Annotated in this window: 18 protein-coding genes; 9 read left to right on the forward strand and 9 right to left on the reverse strand. The window is 51.5% G+C overall.

The genetic code is table 11. The features are described 5' to 3' along the window. Window positions 1-133 precede the first annotated feature (133 nt). A complete protein-coding gene (locus tag EZV72_RS12060; RefSeq protein ID WP_137167483.1) occupies window positions 134-1,276 on the reverse strand; it encodes an S-(hydroxymethyl)glutathione dehydrogenase/class III alcohol dehydrogenase in 1,143 nt (380 codons plus the stop codon). 198 nt (window positions 1,277-1,474) lie between these two features. On the opposite strand from EZV72_RS12060, the gene EZV72_RS12065 reads away from it, so the two are divergent. Next, window positions 1,475-2,191: a TM2 domain-containing protein gene (locus EZV72_RS12065; protein ID WP_175405112.1), complete on the forward strand. Its 717-nt coding sequence runs from the start codon at window positions 1,475-1,477 to the stop codon at window positions 2,189-2,191. Between the two features lies 1 nt (window position 2,192). Next, window positions 2,193-2,780: an acyl carrier protein phosphodiesterase gene (locus EZV72_RS12070; RefSeq protein WP_137167485.1), complete on the forward strand. Its 588-nt coding sequence runs from the start codon at window positions 2,193-2,195 to the stop codon at window positions 2,778-2,780. Between the two features lie 44 nt (window positions 2,781-2,824). Here the strand turns inward: EZV72_RS12070 and EZV72_RS12075 are convergent, their stop codons facing one another. The 7 genes from EZV72_RS12075 to EZV72_RS12105 form a co-directional block, all read right to left on the reverse strand. Then, window positions 2,825-4,117, reverse strand: coding sequence for a DUF445 domain-containing protein (locus EZV72_RS12075; protein ID WP_175405113.1), 1,293 nt, complete (start codon window positions 4,115-4,117; stop codon window positions 2,825-2,827). A 151-nt stretch (window positions 4,118-4,268) separates the two neighbouring features. After that, the gene (dkgB, locus tag EZV72_RS12080) at window positions 4,269-5,072 is read right to left on the reverse strand and encodes a 2,5-didehydrogluconate reductase DkgB (RefSeq protein ID WP_137167487.1); all 804 of its coding nucleotides are present in this window, start codon (window positions 5,070-5,072) and stop codon (window positions 4,269-4,271) included. 195 nt (window positions 5,073-5,267) lie between these two features. Then, complete coding sequence (gene rluB / locus EZV72_RS12085; RefSeq protein ID WP_137167488.1) at window positions 5,268-6,128, reverse strand: 23S rRNA pseudouridine(2605) synthase RluB; 861 nt, start codon at window positions 6,126-6,128, stop codon at window positions 5,268-5,270. 40 nt (window positions 6,129-6,168) lie between these two features. Then, window positions 6,169-6,759 (reverse strand): SMC-Scp complex subunit ScpB, encoded by a 591-nt coding sequence (gene scpB / locus EZV72_RS12090; RefSeq protein WP_137167489.1) that lies wholly within the window; start codon window positions 6,757-6,759, stop codon window positions 6,169-6,171. Then, on the reverse strand, window positions 6,746-7,567 hold the full coding sequence (locus tag EZV72_RS12095; RefSeq protein WP_137167490.1) for a segregation and condensation protein A: 822 nt from the start codon (window positions 7,565-7,567) through the stop codon (window positions 6,746-6,748). The genes scpB and EZV72_RS12095 overlap by 14 nt, the downstream gene beginning before the upstream one ends. 15 nt (window positions 7,568-7,582) lie before the next feature. After that, a complete protein-coding gene (locus EZV72_RS12100; protein WP_137167491.1) occupies window positions 7,583-8,203 on the reverse strand; it encodes an L-threonylcarbamoyladenylate synthase in 621 nt (206 codons plus the stop codon). Between the two features lies 1 nt (window position 8,204). Beyond that, on the reverse strand, window positions 8,205-9,062 hold the full coding sequence (locus EZV72_RS12105) for a PHP domain-containing protein (RefSeq protein ID WP_137167492.1): 858 nt from the start codon (window positions 9,060-9,062) through the stop codon (window positions 8,205-8,207). Between the two features lie 281 nt (window positions 9,063-9,343). Between EZV72_RS12105 and EZV72_RS12110 the strand changes: the two genes are divergently transcribed. Genes EZV72_RS12110 through EZV72_RS12140 form a run of 7 tightly spaced genes read left to right on the forward strand, consistent with a single transcriptional unit; the run spans window position 9,344 to window position 16,278 of the window. Continuing rightward, a complete protein-coding gene (locus EZV72_RS12110; RefSeq protein WP_137167493.1) occupies window positions 9,344-10,933 on the forward strand; it encodes an anthranilate synthase component 1 in 1,590 nt (529 codons plus the stop codon). Next, entirely contained in the window at window positions 10,933-11,544 is a 612-nt protein-coding gene (locus EZV72_RS12115; protein WP_137167494.1) for an aminodeoxychorismate/anthranilate synthase component II, read from the forward strand. The genes EZV72_RS12110 and EZV72_RS12115 overlap by 1 nt, the downstream gene beginning before the upstream one ends. Beyond that, the gene (trpD, locus tag EZV72_RS12120; RefSeq protein ID WP_137167495.1) at window positions 11,537-12,559 is read left to right on the forward strand and encodes an anthranilate phosphoribosyltransferase; all 1,023 of its coding nucleotides are present in this window, start codon (window positions 11,537-11,539) and stop codon (window positions 12,557-12,559) included. Before EZV72_RS12115 ends, trpD begins: the two co-directional genes overlap by 8 nt. Further along, entirely contained in the window at window positions 12,559-13,956 is a 1,398-nt protein-coding gene (trpCF, locus tag EZV72_RS12125; protein ID WP_137167496.1) for a bifunctional indole-3-glycerol-phosphate synthase TrpC/phosphoribosylanthranilate isomerase TrpF, read from the forward strand. Before trpD ends, trpCF begins: the two co-directional genes overlap by 1 nt. 20 nt (window positions 13,957-13,976) lie before the next feature. Next, entirely contained in the window at window positions 13,977-15,164 is a 1,188-nt protein-coding gene (gene trpB / locus EZV72_RS12130) for a tryptophan synthase subunit beta (RefSeq protein ID WP_137167497.1), read from the forward strand. Next, the gene (trpA, locus tag EZV72_RS12135) at window positions 15,157-15,966 is read left to right on the forward strand and encodes a tryptophan synthase subunit alpha (RefSeq protein WP_137167498.1); all 810 of its coding nucleotides are present in this window, start codon (window positions 15,157-15,159) and stop codon (window positions 15,964-15,966) included. Before trpB ends, trpA begins: the two co-directional genes overlap by 8 nt. Before the next feature lie 12 nt (window positions 15,967-15,978). Next, window positions 15,979-16,278 (forward strand): YciI family protein, encoded by a 300-nt coding sequence (locus EZV72_RS12140; protein WP_137167499.1) that lies wholly within the window; start codon window positions 15,979-15,981, stop codon window positions 16,276-16,278. Between the two features lie 36 nt (window positions 16,279-16,314). Here the strand turns inward: EZV72_RS12140 and EZV72_RS12145 are convergent, their stop codons facing one another. Continuing rightward, window positions 16,315-16,779: a pyridoxamine 5'-phosphate oxidase family protein gene (locus EZV72_RS12145; RefSeq protein WP_137167500.1), complete on the reverse strand. Its 465-nt coding sequence runs from the start codon at window positions 16,777-16,779 to the stop codon at window positions 16,315-16,317. Window positions 16,780-17,010 lie beyond the last annotated feature (231 nt).

Consider the following 17,010-nt stretch of genomic DNA (forward strand, 5'->3'; position numbering starts at 1 on the left):
TTTTACAACCTTTTTTCTACAAAAGTCGGTCGGAGTGACTGCGTTTCCGTCACAGACATGTCACGGACAAGAGGGTAATAGAAAAGTTTCCTATTTTCGACAAAAAACCCGGCGAGTAGCCGGGTTTTTGCTATCACATGTTGATGACAGTACGAATACTCTTACCTTCATGCATCAGTTCGAAGGCCTGGTTGACATCCTCAAGCGGCATCTGGTGAGTAATAAATTCCTGCAAACCAAATTCACCGCTCAGGTAACGTTCAACAATGCCTGGCAGTTCTGAACGACCTTTGACACCACCAAAAGCTGAACCTTTCCATACCCGGCCAGTGACTAACTGGAACGGACGTGTCGATATTTCCTGACCGGCGCCAGCCACTCCTATAATGACCGACTCGCCCCATCCTTTATGACAGCACTCCAGCGCCTGCCGCATCACATCGACATTACCAATGCACTCAAATGAATAGTCAACACCGCCGTCAGTCATCTCTACGATGACCTGCTGGATCGGCTTATCGTGCTCTTTAGGATTGATAAGGTCGGTCGCTCCCAGCTGGGTGGCCAGCTCGAACTTGCTGTCATTAATATCAATGCCGATAATCCGGCTGGCCCCCGCCATGCGAGCACCGATAATGGCTGACAGGCCGATACCGCCCAGCCCAAAAATGGCTACCGTATCGCCTTTTTCTACTTTTGCTGTATTCAGAACAGCGCCCATACCAGTAGTCACACCACAACCTAACAGGCAAACTTCCTCTAACGGCGCGCTTTTATTTACTTTGGCCAGTGAAATTTCCGGCAATACCGTGTATTCCGAGAAGGTTGAACAACCCATGTAATGGTAAATGGTTTCACCGTCTTTGGAAAAGCGGCTGGTACCATCAGGCATCAGGCCTTTACCCTGAGTTTCACGTACTGCCTGACACAGGTTAGTTTTCCCGGAGGTACAAAATTTACATTCACCACACTCGGCTGTGTATAAAGGAATAACATGGTCACCAGGCTCAACGCTGGTCACGCCCTCGCCGACCATCTCAACAATACCGCCCCCCTCATGACCCAGTACTGAAGGAAACACCCCTTCAGGATCGTCACCAGATAACGTAAAGGCATCGGTATGACACACACCGGTCGCCACAATGCGTACCAGGACTTCACCGGCTTTTGGAAGCTCAACATCGATTTCTTCCATTTTAAGCGGTTCGCCTGCTGCCCAGGCAACTGCAGCTTTTGATTTAATTGAAGTTTGGCCCGGAGCTAATTCAAGTGCCATAGGATTCTCCATATTGATTTAAGTGACTGACAAAAGATGGCGCTACTGTACGTCATTTCACAAAAGAGGTTAATCCCCTTATTTTGCAAATGATTATTCCACAACCGTAATAATGCTTGTGAACTGACGTTTCTTTCCTGCGTAACAAAACGGTTTATGTCAGAATGCGCTGTTTATACTACGGATAAAAGGACCATCATGACCACCAGCCAGACCTGCACATCGTGCAATAACGAATTTGATGCCAGTCAGGTACGTTGCCCACAGTGTCATCAGCTGATTGCCGGTTTTACCTATAAAAGCCGGGTAGCAGCGGCAGCGCTGGCCCTGTTTGGTGGTGTGATGGGACTACATCGCTTCTACCTGAAGCAATGGCGGGCCCTGCTCTACATTGTGTTTTGCTGGACACCTTTTCCTTTTATTATTGCCATTATTGAGTCTGTAGTATTTTTGGCCAGTTCTCAGGAAAGCTGGAATAAAAAATACAATCAGGGCGTCAGTGCCGGTCGGGAAAGCGGCAAGGTGCTGGCCATTTTTATCGGCCTTGGGATCTTTTTGTTTGCTGGTGCGCTCACCTTTATTAGTCAGATACCCAATATCGCCAGCCAGCCTTTTAAAACCCTGGACACCCACACACAACTGGCAGAAAAAGTGGCCAGCGCCTATCAGGACTACGTCAATGAACATCAGCGTCGCCCGGATGATATTTCTCAGTTAACGCTGACCGACGATATACGTGAAAAAGCAACTGAGAGTGTGCGCCTTAGCCGCTCTGAACTGACAGTCAGTTTCTCTGTGATGGATGACAGCCAGCAGCAAATCATCATGACGCCGGTGATTGTTCAGGGTGAGGTACTGTGGGACTGTACCGGTAGCACCCTGCCGGGCATGATGCTACCGAGACAATGCCGCTGATATGAACTATCTGGCCCACCTGCACTTGTCACAGCCCAACGGCGAATCCCGGTTTGGTAATTTGCTGGGCGACTTTATGCATGGCGTACAGCCACATATTTATAGCCAGACGATACAAGCGGGCCTGGCCAATCACCGGCTGGTCGATAAATTTACCGACCAGCATGCACAGGTCATTCAGGCAAAGCAGTTATTCAGTGCCCGTCGACGACGATTTGCCGGGATTATTGTGGATGTATCCTTTGATCATTTTTTGATAAAACACTGGTCACAGTTTTCCGACCTGCCGTTTGCCCGCTTTGAACAAAGCGTTTACCAGCAACTGGAAGGTCTGCTAGCGAAGATGCCCGACAGCATGCAAGCGATGATTGGCAGTATGGTGTCGCATCGCTGGCTGGATACCTATGCCAGCCTGTCTGGAGTAGGCCGGGCGCTGGACAATACTGCCGCGCGCATTCGTTTTAAACATCAGTTTGATAACAGTATTGAAGAAGTGCAGCACCATTATGCCGCACTTGAAGCCCATTTTTTGCAGTTTTATCCTGAGCTTCAGGCACATGTCAGAGCGCATCGTCTGGAACTCGGGTAAGCAGCGTGAAGGCAATGCCCGGTCTGATATTGCTGCTTGATGCCCTAGGCGCTAAACAAACTGACCAGTTGCTCCAGCCCGAACAGGATCCCGCCTATCAGCCCACCGACCAGCGTGCCGTTAATACGGACTTTTTGCAGATCTTTACCAATATTAAGCTCAATTTGCTCTGACATCTCCCGTTCATCCCAGTTCTCAATGGTACTGCGGATATGGCCGGTCAGAAAATCACTGGCCTGCGGCGCAACATAGGTGGCTGCACCGGTAATATAACGGTTTACTGACTCTGCCAAAGTGTTGTCATCCAGTATACGTTGCCCGGAGTCCTCTAACATTCGGGTAAGATGCTGGCGCAACTGACTATCGTCAGCTCGCAGATCCTGCTGTATGTATATCCGCAGATCATCCAGTACCTTACCCAGATAGGTGTGCAGGGTCTGGTTACTGGCTAGCGATTGCTGGAATCCGGCGAGTCTGGCGGCCATATCAGGGTCGTTTTCCACCTTTTGCAGCATCACCGACACATAATGGTCAAACCGTTTGCGCAGTACATGGTCCGGGTTGTCATTAATATCTTCAATGGTGCTGATAATCGCTTTGGTCGCCACCTGTGCGCCACGCTCGCTGATCCACTCTGAGGGTAAAAATCTCTCCAGCGTACTATGTTCAGTTTTAAGCCAGCGATGCAGACGCGCAGCAATAAATGCCTGGGCGCCGGGGCGTTGCAGTAGCCGGGCTGCCTGATTGATGATTTGGTCAAGCACCTGCTGATGCCGGTTTTCCCGGGTCAGTGCCTGTAAAGTGCCGGTGACCAGAGGTTTTAAGTCCAGCTTGACCAGAAATTTACGCAGGTTGTCAGCCACCAGATTTAACACCGGCCCGTCACTGAGCATGGTCAGGGCGCCGCCCACGCTATCTCCCATCACCCGCGCGGCATGCTGACTGTTATTAGCTGATTTCAGCCACAGGGCCATCGTTCTGGCCGGATCGCTTTCACTCACCAGTCGGGCAATCGCCTGAGAGTTGAAAAACTTGTCTTTTACAAAACCGGATAAATTAGCTGCAATACTGGCTTTATTGGCAGCCACGATATTCGTGTGGGGAATAGGAAAGCGTGGCGGAATAGGCTTAAATAAGGCAGTAACCGCAAACCAGTCAGCCAAACCGCCCACCAGCGCCGCCTCACTGATCATTTTCACCAGACCAATCCAGGTACTGTACGCTTGCGCCACATGCCGGTACTCAATGATCGTTGTAGTAATAAACAAGGCGGCGGCCACTAACAGGCAATACAGGGCCTGTCGTTTAGCCCGGGCAAGTTGTTCAGGTTTGGTCATCAGGTACATTTAAATGATAGAGAACTGGTAATGAAAGTGTGCCGTAAATAACATGGCTCAGCGAGGAAAACTATGTAACAGCGCGTATTTGTAGCTGCAAAATTTATTAAAAATGCCCGGCGAACCGGGCATTGAGTGTAAACACTGAGGGTTAGTCCCACTCAGGACCAAAGTCAGGGTCAACAATACGTTCACCATTGTCCAGATCATCAATCAATGCAATATCATCCGCACTTAGTGAGACTTTTTCAAACTCATAGTTATCCTGAATATGATCCGGATTGGTCGATGAAGGAATCGTGTAATACCCTTTGGCTTTCATCCACGCCAACGTAACCTGGGCAGGGCTGGCATCAGATTTTTGCCCAATCGACTGCAGCGTTTCACTTTTCATTACTTTGCCCACGGCAAATGGCATGTAGGCAGTTACCTTCATTCCCAGCTCTTCTGCACGCTCAGCCACCTTCCGGTTTTGCATAAACGGATGCAGCTCAATCTGGTTGGTATATATTTCGCCCTCTCCCAGAATTTCTACCGCTTTTTCCATTTGTTCAATGGTAAAGTTAGATACCCCAATATGGCGGGTCAGGCCATCTTTTTTAGCCTGAGCCAGGCTATTGAGATACTGCTCCATAGGTACTTTGTCGTCTGGCGACGGCCAGTGGATAAGCAGCAGATCCACATGGTCAACTTTTAGCTTCGCCAGACTTTCGTGCACACTTTCGATAAAGCTGTCATTGCCAAAATGATCAAACCAGACTTTGGTTGTCAGAAAGAAGTCTTCGCGTTCAATACCAAATGCCTTAATAGCATCGCCCACATATTCTTCGTTTCCGTAAATCTGCGCTGTATCGATGTGACGAAAACCGGCTTTAAGACCATCGGTCACTGATTTATACGCGGTGTTATCTTCTAAACGGAATGTACCAATTCCCAGTTGTGGCATGTCTTGCATTATTCACTCCTGTTGTCTGATTTACGTCGGTAGAATGCCTGTCGTAGTGCAGCACCTACCTGTTTAACTGATTCGTAACTGGCTACGCCGGCTAACTCTCAACAGATCGGAAAAAGCAGGTTGAATGCACAGATTTTGCGCTGGATAGCGTCTGCCGGATAAAAAAAAGCCCTGTAATTAACAGGGCTTAGCGTTTTATTTTCCTTTGGCCGGAGCCTGCTTACGTGAACGGTGCTTTTTCACCGAACGACGCATCCGGGTTAACCTGGCGTGATCCAGTTTGCCCTGGCGCACATCCACCAGGCTCTGGGTTTCATCCGGCAGCTGAACCAGTTTACGCAGGCGGTTAACATCCTCCAGTTTCAGTTCAACCCAGGCGCCCTGCGGCAGACGCTTTTGCAGCTCAACCGGCCCGTAACGCACTCGCATCAGACGACTGACCTGCACATCCTGAGACTCCCACAACCGGCGTACTTCCCGGTTGCGGCCTTCTGACAATGTCACATTGTACCAGTGGTTCAAGCTCTCATCGTCATTCGGGCGTGGACGGATAGTGGTAAACTTGGCCACACCATCATCCAGCTCAACCCCTTTTTTCAGAACATTAAGGGTTTTAGGTGCTACTTCGCCAAATACCCGTACCGCATATTCTCGCTCGACTTCACAGCGTGGGTGCATCAGACGATTAGCCAGCTCACCGTCGTTAGTAAATAACAGCAAGCCGCTGGTATTAATATCCAGACGACCTACCGCTATCCAGCGTCCGACACGAATAGCCGGCAACCGATCAAATACCGTGTCCCGGCCATCGGGATCGGCACGGCTACAGACTTCACCTTCCGGCTTGTTGTACATCAGTACCCGGCAAATAGGCTGCTCGTTCTGACGTGACAGTAAATGCCCGTCAACCCGGATTTGCGCTTCCGGGGTAACCCGATCGCCCAAAGTGGCAATTGCGCCATCAACCGATACCCGGCCTTGCTCAATCCAGCGCTCCATTTCACGACGTGAGCCTAACCCCTGGTTAGCCAACACTTTTTGCAATTTTTCACTCATACGTGCAAATGCTCATTTCTACAGTTATCGTTCGTACGGTCTATACATCAGACGGTACCTCTTGCTCGTCACTCTCCTGCCCGGCATGCTGCGCAGCCAGTTCGGCAAAAGCCTCGGCGCTGGGTAAGCCGGACAGTGACGTTAACGAAAAATAATCCAGAAATGCCCGGGTGGTGGCGTATAACGCCGGTTTACCAGGCACTTCTTTGTGACCCACGGTTTTTATCCAGTCCCGTTCAGACAGGGTCTTCATTATATTGCTGCTCACCGCAACACCCCGAACCTGCTCTATCTCACCGCGGGTTATGGGCTGACGGTAAGCAATGAGTGCCAGTGTTTCGAGCAGTGCGCGCGAATAACGCGGCGCAGACTCCTGCCATAACACACTAAGCAACGGCCCCAGGCTTTCCTGAGAAACAAACCGATAGCCGCTGGCCACTTCAGTTAGCTGAATGCCCCGTGGCTGGTAGTCCAGTTGTAACTCTTCAAGCACTTCTTCGAGTTGTTTGTCGGTGACTGCAAAACCGGCCAGTACCGACTCCCGCAAGCGACTTTTGCTGACCGGTTTATCGGCCACAAATATTGTGGCTTCAACCAGTTGCTTAAGCTGTTCGCGGCTAATCTTCTTCATGCTGACCTGCTTTGACATAAATTCTGGCGTAAGGCCCGGCCTGTACACATAACAACAGCTGTTCCTTGACCAGCTCCAGAATAGCCAGAAATGATACCACACAACCGGCCCGGCCTTCCTGTATTGTGAACAGATTTTCCAGCGGCGTGTAGTCGGTATCATTGACCATGGCCATGATCATCGACATCCGCTCCCGGGTACTCAGCGCTTCTTTAGCTACTGTGTGGTTTTCAAACGCAGCCGCTCGCTTCATCACCCCGCGAAATGCCTGCACCAACTCATCCAGCGAGACTTCTGCATCCGGCCTGACCGGTGCAGCTGATTCAGCTGGCCTGACACTGACCGCAAACACATCCCGCTCGATGCGCGGCTGACTGTCCAGGTCTTCTGCTGCTTGTTTAACAACCTCATATTCCTGCAGGCGGCGAATCAACTCAGCCCGCGGGTCATCCTCGTCATCGTCTTCGGTTTCTGGCCGGGGTAACAACAAGCGGGATTTTATTTCCGCCAGTAACGCAGCCATCAGCAAATACTCTGCCGCCAGCTCCAGTTTCATGGATTTCATCACCTCAACATATTCCATGTACTGAGCGGTAACCTCTGCAATAGGTAAGGTGGTAATATCAAATTTTTGTTTGCGGATCAGATACAGTAGTAAATCCAGCGGTCCTTCAAAGCTCTCCAGAATCACTTCCAGTGCCTCGGGCGGGATGTACAGATCCCGGGGCTTTTCTATCAGCGCCTCACCATGAATAAACGCCAGTGGCAAGGGCTGCTGTACCGGCTCAGGACTATGGAACTCACTCAAGATGTGGGTGTCCTGTTACAAAAACGGGCTGACATCACCGCTGCCCTCGCGCAGAATAACCGCCGGACCGTCTGACACATCAACAATCGTAGTGGGCTGCTCACCCAGCGCGCCACCGTCAATAATCAGCCCCACCCGCTTTTCCAGCTTACGGCGAATATCATCCGGATCAGACTCGGCCATTTGCTCGCCTGGCAATATCAAAGATGTCGACATCAAAGGCTCATTGAGCTCTTCAAGTAGCTTAAGGGCGATGGCGTTATCTGGCACCCGGATCCCAATAGTTTTACGTTTCGGGTTTTGTAGCCGGCGAGGTACTTCACGGGTGGCTTTTAAAATAAAGGTATACGGCCCGGGCGTGTTGTTTTTGATCTGACGAAACGCCACATTGTCCACCTTGGCATAAATCGATAGCTCTGACATGTCACGGCAGACCAGGGTAAAGTTATGGTCTTTCCCAATGTCACGTACCTGACACAGCTTATCCAGCGCCTGTTTGTCGTCCATCTGGCAACCAATGGCATACCCTGAATCGGTAGGATAAACCACTACCTCCCCCTGACGAATCAGCTCTGCAGCCTGTTTAATCAGGCGCGGCTGTGGTGTTTCCGGATGAATCTGAAAAAATTGGCTCATGCTAAATCCTGTTTGATGGTGTTGTTGATAGCGCCCAGTCATGCCAGACCGGCGTAAGCTGCGAGGCCAGCCCCAGATTTCGTCCCAGTTCAGTCCAGCGCGACGGAAAATGAAAGTCGGATCCGGCCGATGCCCGTAACTGATGGGTCTGCGCCAGTTCTACAATCAGATCCCGTTTGGTCGGATTCAGTCCCGGGCTGGCCGCTTCAATGGCATCACCTTTTGCGTCGGCAAATTCAGCCACCAGCCGGCGCAGCCATTTAGCGGTCATATCGTAATGGCCCGGATGCGCCAGTACAGCCTGGCCGCCAGCTTCATGAATCGCAGCAATGGCTTCGGCCATCGTTGGCCACTGTGCCTTCACTGCAGCTCGCTTTCCTTTACCCAGATATTTGCGAAAGGCGGTATTCATCGTTGCCACCTGATAATTATTTACCAGTACGCGGGCAAAGTGCGCGCGGGTCAGCTGACCTTTACCGGCCAGCTTTCGCGCACGCTCAAGCACGCCGTCATAGCCGCACTTAGTGAGCTTATCGGCAATTTTTTGCGCCCGCTCCTCGCGCCGGTCTGCCTGCGCTTTTAAAAATGTCTGAAAGGCGGTGTTCTGCCGGTCAACATTTAACCCGACAATGTGAATATCGAAGTTATGCCAGCCGGTAGATACTTCCACGCCATCAATAATGGTCATGGCACGTTTTTGCTCTGCCTGGCAGGCATGGGCCTCGGTCAGACCGTCGATTGTATCGTGATCAGTAATGGCCAGCACATCGACCTGCATGGTGTGCGCGCGCAGCACCAGCTCGGTAGGTGAAAGCTGACCGTCGGAAAAAATGGTATGGCTATGGAGGTCTATTTTCACGGTTTTAACTATTTATGGTTGACACGCGGTTCAATTTGGTTTCTTCTATGGCTCACACTATACAGTTTTTATGGCTTCGATGCCTATCGAAGTTTTAGGAAATAGCGAACTAAACCAATGCAAAGCACCTTTTTTCAAACAGCGCAAATCAGCGTTATCTGGTGGTGGCACTCCCTGACTTAACGGGCGGTGTGCGTGTTGGTGCGCGTATGATAAACACAAAAAAGGCCCGTTTTTAAACGGGCCTTTTTTTTTAAGATTGCAGGTGGAGAAGTGCGACAATGAGCTTAGCAGAACTGGGTGAACACCCGGGTAAAGTAGAAACCGTGACGCAACAGGGTAAATATCTGGCCGATCCACTGGCCGCTTTTACTCATCTATGTCAGAACAAACCCAATGCGCTTTTGCTGGAATCAGCAGAAATTGACAGCAAAGACGACTTGCAAAGCCTGTTGATGGTGGATGCCGCCCTGCGGCTTGAATGCCGGGGTAATCAGGTGACCGTGACCGCGCTGACCGCCAATGGCCGCTCAGTAATGCCGCTGTTTACTGAACACTGCCCGGCTGGTATCAGTATCGAGACGGTCAGCGACGGACTCCGGTTAACCTGTCAGCCGGCTGATGCCAGTCTGGACGAAGATGCCCGGCTAAAAGCGGCCAGTGTATTTGATGCATTACGTTTGCTGACCAATCATATTTCAGCCCTGCGCAGCCACCCTCATGCGGTTTTTTTAGGTGGTGCTTTTGCCTACGACCTGCTGGCCACCTTTGAACAATTGCCGGATGTACCGGAAGGTCAAAATGACTGCCCTGACTATGTGTTTTATCTGGCTGAGACCATGCTGGCCATTGATCACCAAACCCAGACTACAGAGCTTATCGGCAGTGTGTTTTCCGGCCCGGAAGTGGCCAAAAGCTACTTTGCCGTCTCCCAGCGTCTGGAACACCTGCAACAGGCGTTAAATAACATGCCGCAAAACAGCGGCCCGGCCAGTGGTGTTGTCGACCACACCGATGTATCGGTAGATAAATCCGATGACGAGTTTATGCAGGATGTGAACTATCTTAAAACCCACATTCTGGCCGGTGATATCTTTCAGGTCGTACCGTCGCGTACCTTCTCACTGCCGTGTCCGTCACCACTAGCCGCCTACGCGCAGCTTAAAAAACAAAACCCCAGCCCGTATATGTTTTATATGCAGGATGCCGACTTCTCTATTTTCGGGGCATCGCCGGAATCAGCGCTGAAATATGAAAAGTACAGCAACCAGGTAGAAATTTACCCGATTGCCGGCACCCGCCCACGGGGCAAGCGCGCCGACGGTAGCATTGATCATGACCTGGACAGTCGTATAGAGCTGGACCTGCGCGAAGATAACAAAGAAAAGTCAGAGCACATTATGCTGGTTGATCTGGCCCGCAATGATGTGGCCAAAGTCAGCCGTCCCGGCACACGCTATGTAAAAGATCTGCTAAAAGTCGACCGCTATTCGCATGTGATGCACCTGGTGTCCCGGGTGGTCGGGCAGCTGCGCGATGATCTGGATGCCCTGCATGCTTATCAGGCCTGTATGAATATGGGCACCCTGGTTGGCGCCCCTAAAGTCAGCGCTGCCACCTTAGTGCGTCAGGTCGAGCAACAACGCCGCGGCAGCTATGGCGGTGCGGTTGGTTATATCAATGGCAACGGCGACATGGACACCTGTATTGTGATTCGTTCGGCATTTGTTAAAAATCAGACCGCTTACATTCAGGCCGGGGCCGGCGTGGTGTATGATTCAGATCCGCTGTCAGAGGCTAATGAAACACGTAGTAAAGCGCAGGCTGTTATCAGTGCTGTTCAAACCGCCATGCACAAGGAGCAATACTAATGAGCCAGCCGGTGACCGTCTTTTTACTCGACAATGTTGACTCATTTACCTATAACCTGGTCGATGAATTGCGGACCATGGATTTAAACATTATTGTTTATCGCAATACAGTAGATGCTGCGCGCCTGAAGGCACGTATGGACGAAGAAGCCCGGCGTGGCCCGGTCATGCTGATGTTATCTCCAGGTCCGGGCGCCCCTAAAGATGCTGGTTGTATGCCACAGCTGTTGTCTCTGGTACGGGGACAGTATCCGGTGCTGGGCATTTGTCTGGGCCATCAGGCTATTGTGGACCATTATGGCGGTGAAGTTGGCCGGGCAGAAGAAGTGATGCATGGCAAATCCTCGCTGATTCATCATAGCGGCGAAGCGATGTTTGCCAACTTACCACAACCCTTACCGGTAGCCCGTTATCATTCACTGATTGCCACCCGCCTGCCCGAATCACTGACACCTATTGCAGCATGCGGCGAGACGACCATGGCGGTGCATCACCAGCAGGACAATATGCTGGGCTTTCAGTTTCACCCGGAGTCCATCTTAACCGCTCAGGGCAGCCAGCTACTGATTCAAAGTATTCGCTTTTTAACTCGAGGATCGCAACATGTATGATGCAAGTGGTGCCTTAAACACCTTGTTTGCCGGCGAGTCCCTGTCGCAAACCCAGTCGTTTGCCCTGTTTAACAGTATTATGCATGGTGAACAGCCTGAGCCTGTGATTGCCGCGGTACTCACCGCGCTAAAAATGAAGCAGGAATCACCGGAGGAGATTGCCGGTGCTGCCAGCGCTATGGTTTCCAACGCCCTGCCGTTTCCCACGCCGTCCTATAATTTTGCTGATATCGTGGGTACCGGCGGGGATGGTCACAACACTATTAATATTTCCAGCTCAGCCGGTGTGGTCGCGGCAGCCTGTGGCGTTAAAGTCGCCAAGCACGGTAATCGCAGCGTATCATCACGGTCCGGCTCGGCAGATTTATTCAAAAGCTTTGGGATCAGACTGGATATTGAGGCGCAAACTGCTCGCCATTGTCTGGATGAAGCCAACTTCTGTTTTTTGTTTGCGCCGGTTTATCATGCCGGCATGCGCCATGCCGCACCGGTACGGGCTGCGTTAAAAACCCGTACCCTATTTAACGTTCTGGGCCCGCTAGCCAACCCGGCCAGTCCGACCCATGGCGTATTTGGCGTTTATTCTCCCGAATTGCTGGAACCTTACGCCCGCACCCTGATGCTGCTTGGCCAGCACCGCGCTTTGATTGTTCATGGTGATGGCCTGGATGAACTGGCGTTGCATGGCGAGAGCCGGATTATCGATCTTGAGCATGGTGATGTGCGTGAATACACCGTCACACCGGCAGACTTTGGCTTACCATCTTTTCTCCTCAGCGCCATAGAAGGTGGCGACCCGGACGACAACCGCAAATTTATTGAAGATGCGCTGTGTGGCCAGGGACACGAAGCACACCGGGCAGCTATCGCAATGAATTGCGGCGCCCTGTTGAAAGTCACCGGTCACGTCGATACTTATAAACAAGGGGCGGAGATGGCCATGGAAAGCATGGCTAAGGGCACCCCGGTTGAAGTACTCAAACAAGTTGCCACACTCACCCAGGAGGAAAAGTAATGGCTGATGTACTGCAAAGAATCGTTGCAGATAAACGTGTCGAGCTGGAATCACTGATGCAGGCGTTACCGCTTGATACCATAAAAGCAGGCCTGACACCGTCACAAAAAAGCCTGTTTGCTGCCCTGTCTGAACCCGAAGCGGGTTATATTCTGGAGTGCAAAAAAGCCTCTCCCTCAAAAGGGCTGATCCGGGAAGTATTCGATCTGGACGAGATTATTGCTGCTTATGCACCTTTTGCGGCGGGGATATCGGTGCTGACCGATGAAAAATATTTTCAGGGTAAGTTTGAGTATTTGCAGTATGTTACCGAGCGGGTCAGCCAGCCGGTACTGAATAAAGATTTTTTCATTTCAGAATACCAGGTTTATCTGGCACGCTATTACAACGCTGATGCGGTATTGCTGATGCTCAGCGTACTTAGCGATGACGAATACCGGGCGCTGGCAGCGGTGGCTGACAGCCTGCAACTGGATATTCTGACTGAGGTCAGTAATGAGCAGGAAATGCACCGGGCGATTGCGCTGCAAGCCAGCATTATTGGTATTAACAACCGGGATTTACGGGACTTAAGTACCGACCTGGCTACCACTGAACGGCTGGTGCCGTTACTGGAGCAGGCAAGCCACGATTTTGTGGTAATTTCTGAGTCCGGTATTTACACCCATGAAGATGTGATGCGCTTGTCGGCGCACTGTCATGGTTTTCTGGTTGGCAGTTCATTGATGGCGCAGCAGGATTTGCCTGCCGCTGTACGCGAGCTGGTGTATGGCAATATCAAGGTATGTGGTCTCACATCCGCTCAGGCTGCCAGCGCGGCGTTTGACGCCGGGGCCAATTTTGGCGGATTAATATTTGCCGAAAAATCCAAACGCGCGGTCACTCTGGCCCAGGCCAGTGAGATTGTTTCTGCTGTGCCAGGCCGCTATGTTGGTGTTTTTGTCAATGCCAGCGAGGATGAGATCGTCAAGGCGGCGGGCGAACTGTCGTTGAGTGCGGTGCAGTTACACGGTGATGAAGACGCCGCTTACCGGGCCTCACTGGCTGGCCGGCTACCGGATGGCTGTGAAATCTGGCAGGCGCTGGGAGTCAGTCAGCAATTACCGGCCAGTTTAGACCCTGTCATGGCAGAACCTGTGGTCAGCCGGGTTTTACTGGACTGCCAGGTTGGGCAGGAAAAAGGCGGCACTGGCCATCAGTTTGACTGGTCGCTGTTGCAGGATATTAACGATAAATCACGTATCGTACTGGCTGGCGGAATTAATATCGATGTGATTCAGCAGGCTCAGGCAACTGGCGCTGCCATCATTGATGTGAACTCAGGAGTGGAAGATGCACCGGGCCAAAAATCCGCTGACAAATTAACCGCATTATTTGCCCACGTGCGGCAGTACTAAAAGATATTACAGGACAACTCATGAATCAGTTAGATGCAAAATTTGGCGAATTCGGCGGTATGTATGTACCCGAATTGCTTATTCCTGCTCTGGATCAGTTAGAAAAGGCATTCATTGATGCCAAGGATGATCCTGAGTTTCAAAAAGAATTTCTGGACCTGCTCAAAGACTATGCAGGCCGCCCCACTGCAATGACCCTGACCCGTAATCTGGTCAGTAACCCCAAGGTCAAACTGTACCTAAAACGGGAAGACCTGTTGCACGGCGGTGCCCACAAAACCAATCAGGTGCTGGGACAGGCACTGCTGACCAAGCGTATGGGTAAAACAGAAGTCATTGCCGAGACCGGTGCCGGTCAGCATGGTACTGCCACCGCTCTGGCCTGTGCATTACTGGGCCTTAAAGCGCGTATTTATATGGGCGCCAAAGATGTTGAACGTCAGGCCCCTAATGTGTTTCGGATGCGCCTGATGGGCGCCGAAGTCATTCCGGTAAATGCCGGTTCCGGTACGCTTAAAGATGCGGTTAACGAAGCCATGCGCGACTGGTCAGCCAACTATGATAAAGCCCACTATCTGCTGGGTACCGCAGCCGGCCCGCACCCTTTCCCGACGATCGTACGTGAATTTCACCGTATGATTGGCGAGGAAACCCGCGCCCAGATCCAGGAAAAAGAAGGACGCTTACCGGACGCGGTGGTTGCCTGTGTCGGCGGTGGCTCTAATGCCATTGGTATGTTTGCTGATTTCATTGACGAACAGAGCGTTAAACTGGTGGGCGTAGAGCCTGCGGGTAAAGGCCTGCATACCAAAGAACACGGTGCCACTATCTGTACCGGCACCAAAGGTATTTTGCATGGCGCCTATACCTTCATTATGCAGGACCACGAAGGTCAGATTGAAGAAAGCTATTCGGTCTCGGCCGGACTGGATTATCCGGCAGTTGGTCCGCAGCACGCCCAGCTGGCAGAAATGAAGCGCGCTGAGTATGTGTCTGTGACTGATGAAGAAGCGCTAAATGCATTTAAATTGCTGGCCCGGAAAGAAGGCATTATCCCGGCGCTGGAGTCTGCGCACGCGCTGGCCCATGCGCTGAATATGGCAGACGAGGCCGAAGATGACACCATCATTGTGGTCAATTTATCCGGCCGTGGCGATAAAGATATCGGCGTTGTAACCAAGATCCTGGGAGATGAATTTGATGGATAGATATCAGGCAATGTTTGACCGGCTCAATGAACAGAAAGCCGGTGCGTTTGTGCCCTTTGTGACCATTGGCGATCCGGACCTGGCAACTTCGGAAAAAATTATTTGCCAGCTGATCGAAAGTGGCGCCGATGCGCTGGAGCTTGGCCTGCCCTACTCCGACCCGATTGCCGATGGCCCGACTATTCAGGCCGCCAGCATCCGGGCCCGGGGCAGCAAGGTGAGCACAGCTGATTGTCTGGCTTTGCTGGGTCGTATTCGGGCAAAGTATCCGGACATCCCGGTTGGCCTGCTGCTTTATAGCAATCTGGTGATGGTAACCGGTATTACCGGTTTTTATGAAAAAGCCGCAGAGGCAGGCGTTGACAGTATCCTTATTGCAGACGTGCCATTGCGTGAAGTGCAGCCATTTCTGGCCGCAGCCGAACAAACAGGTATTAAGCAAATTTTGATTGCCCCGCCAAATGCCTCTGACGAAACCCTGTCACAGATTGGCGAGCACTCTTCTGGCTATACCTATCTGCTGGGTCGCGCCGGAGTGACCGGCGCAGAAACCGCCGTAGAGATTCCGGCCGAGTCGCTGGTTGCCAAGCTGGCTCAGTACGACTGTGCTCCACCGCTGCTGGGCTTTGGTATATCTAAACCCGAGCAGGTCAAAAATGCCATTGCCGCCGGTGCAGCCGGGGCTATCAGTGGTTCCGCCACCGTAAACCTGATTGCTCAGAATTTGGGGAATGAGGCAGCCATGCTTGATGCGCTGGATAACTTTGTACGCAGTATGAAAGCTGCCACAGTCAAAGACTAACAGGACGTACAGATGCTCTATATGATTTGCGCAACAGACGTTACTGATAGTCTGGAAAAACGCCTGGCAGTACGCCCTGATCACCTTGCGCGGCTTGAGACACTGAAAGACGAAGGCCGGCTGATAATGGCAGGCCCGTTCCCGGCCATTGATTCGGCTGATCCGGGTCCGGCAGGATTTACCGGCTCTCTGGTCGTGGCTGAGTTTGCCTCGCTGGAGGCGGCGCAGGCGTGGGCTGATGCCGACCCTTATGTAGCGGCCGGCGTCTATGAAAGTGTGTTGGTTAAGCCATACAAAAAAGTTTTGCCCTGATAAAAAAAGCCCCGGTTAGCTAACCGGGGCCTGTCATTACAAATTTACCTTTTCATGCTCGCCCATTTCTTCAGGCTCAACATTTTTACCCCTGAGCATTTTGAAAATGCCCTTAAACCCGGGATCAGCCTGCCAGATTTCAGCGTCTTTTAACTCCAGGCGCATCATTTGCAGTGATGGATCTTCTTTGCCTTTCTCGTACCAGGCTTCCACCGCATTCGACCAGTACTTGTCGATAATTTCCTGCCTGTCTTCTTTAACCAGAACCCCGCGAATACAGGCAAATACATCGTGGCCTTTACTGGCAAACTGCACCATGGCCTCGCCGCCTTCAGCAATCCGGTTGGTCTTGGTGGTGTAAAACCAGAACTCACTGTCAGCATCCTCATCAAGCTGCGCGCGCATCGGCTCGGCATGCTGGTATTTTGCCGTCAGATTAACCATCACATTTGGGCTGTCGGCCATCGCTTTCCACATTGTTGTACGAATATCTGCTGTCATCAGGTGACCTCTTTGTTTGTCAGTCCATGTTATTGCCAGGTCAGATAGATACTTGCCTGACATCATAAAACATCATTTGCATAGGTCATACCGACATATAACGCATTGTTTTTAAAGATTATATAAACTGACCGGCTCGAAACCGGAAGTACATAACGTAATTTATGCTCACTTTGATTAACCGTCATGAAAAATTGTCCGGGGAATGAAGCAGATAGATGCCGGGCTACC

It is taken from the genome of Salinimonas lutimaris, from assembly GCF_005222225.1.
Taxonomy (GTDB): domain Bacteria; phylum Pseudomonadota; class Gammaproteobacteria; order Enterobacterales; family Alteromonadaceae; genus Alteromonas; species Alteromonas lutimaris.

Excerpts from the sequence above, each read along its gene's own strand:
- EZV72_RS12060 (WP_137167483.1), bottom strand. The coding sequence starts at position 1,276 with ATGGCACTTGAATTAGCTCCGGGCCAAACTTCAATTAAATCAAAAGCT.
- EZV72_RS12065 (WP_175405112.1), top strand. The coding sequence starts at position 1,475 with ATGACCACCAGCCAGACCTGCACATCGTGCAATAACGAATTTGATGCC.
- EZV72_RS12070 (WP_137167485.1), top strand. The coding sequence starts at position 2,193 with ATGAACTATCTGGCCCACCTGCACTTGTCACAGCCCAACGGCGAATCC.
- EZV72_RS12075 (WP_175405113.1), bottom strand. The coding sequence starts at position 4,117 with ATGACCAAACCTGAACAACTTGCCCGGGCTAAACGACAGGCCCTGTAT.
- dkgB (WP_137167487.1), bottom strand. The coding sequence starts at position 5,072 with ATGCAAGACATGCCACAACTGGGAATTGGTACATTCCGTTTAGAAGAT.
- rluB (WP_137167488.1), bottom strand. The coding sequence starts at position 6,128 with ATGAGTGAAAAATTGCAAAAAGTGTTGGCTAACCAGGGGTTAGGCTCA.
- scpB (WP_137167489.1), bottom strand. The coding sequence starts at position 6,759 with ATGAAGAAGATTAGCCGCGAACAGCTTAAGCAACTGGTTGAAGCCACA.
- EZV72_RS12100 (WP_137167491.1), bottom strand. The coding sequence starts at position 8,203 with ATGAGCCAATTTTTTCAGATTCATCCGGAAACACCACAGCCGCGCCTG.
- EZV72_RS12110 (WP_137167493.1), top strand. The coding sequence starts at position 9,344 with ATGAGCTTAGCAGAACTGGGTGAACACCCGGGTAAAGTAGAAACCGTG.
- EZV72_RS12115 (WP_137167494.1), top strand. The coding sequence starts at position 10,933 with ATGAGCCAGCCGGTGACCGTCTTTTTACTCGACAATGTTGACTCATTT.
- trpD (WP_137167495.1), top strand. The coding sequence starts at position 11,537 with ATGTATGATGCAAGTGGTGCCTTAAACACCTTGTTTGCCGGCGAGTCC.
- trpCF (WP_137167496.1), top strand. The coding sequence starts at position 12,559 with ATGGCTGATGTACTGCAAAGAATCGTTGCAGATAAACGTGTCGAGCTG.
- trpB (WP_137167497.1), top strand. The coding sequence starts at position 13,977 with ATGAATCAGTTAGATGCAAAATTTGGCGAATTCGGCGGTATGTATGTA.
- trpA (WP_137167498.1), top strand. The coding sequence starts at position 15,157 with ATGGATAGATATCAGGCAATGTTTGACCGGCTCAATGAACAGAAAGCC.
- EZV72_RS12140 (WP_137167499.1), top strand. The coding sequence starts at position 15,979 with ATGCTCTATATGATTTGCGCAACAGACGTTACTGATAGTCTGGAAAAA.
- EZV72_RS12145 (WP_137167500.1), bottom strand. The coding sequence starts at position 16,779 with ATGACAGCAGATATTCGTACAACAATGTGGAAAGCGATGGCCGACAGC.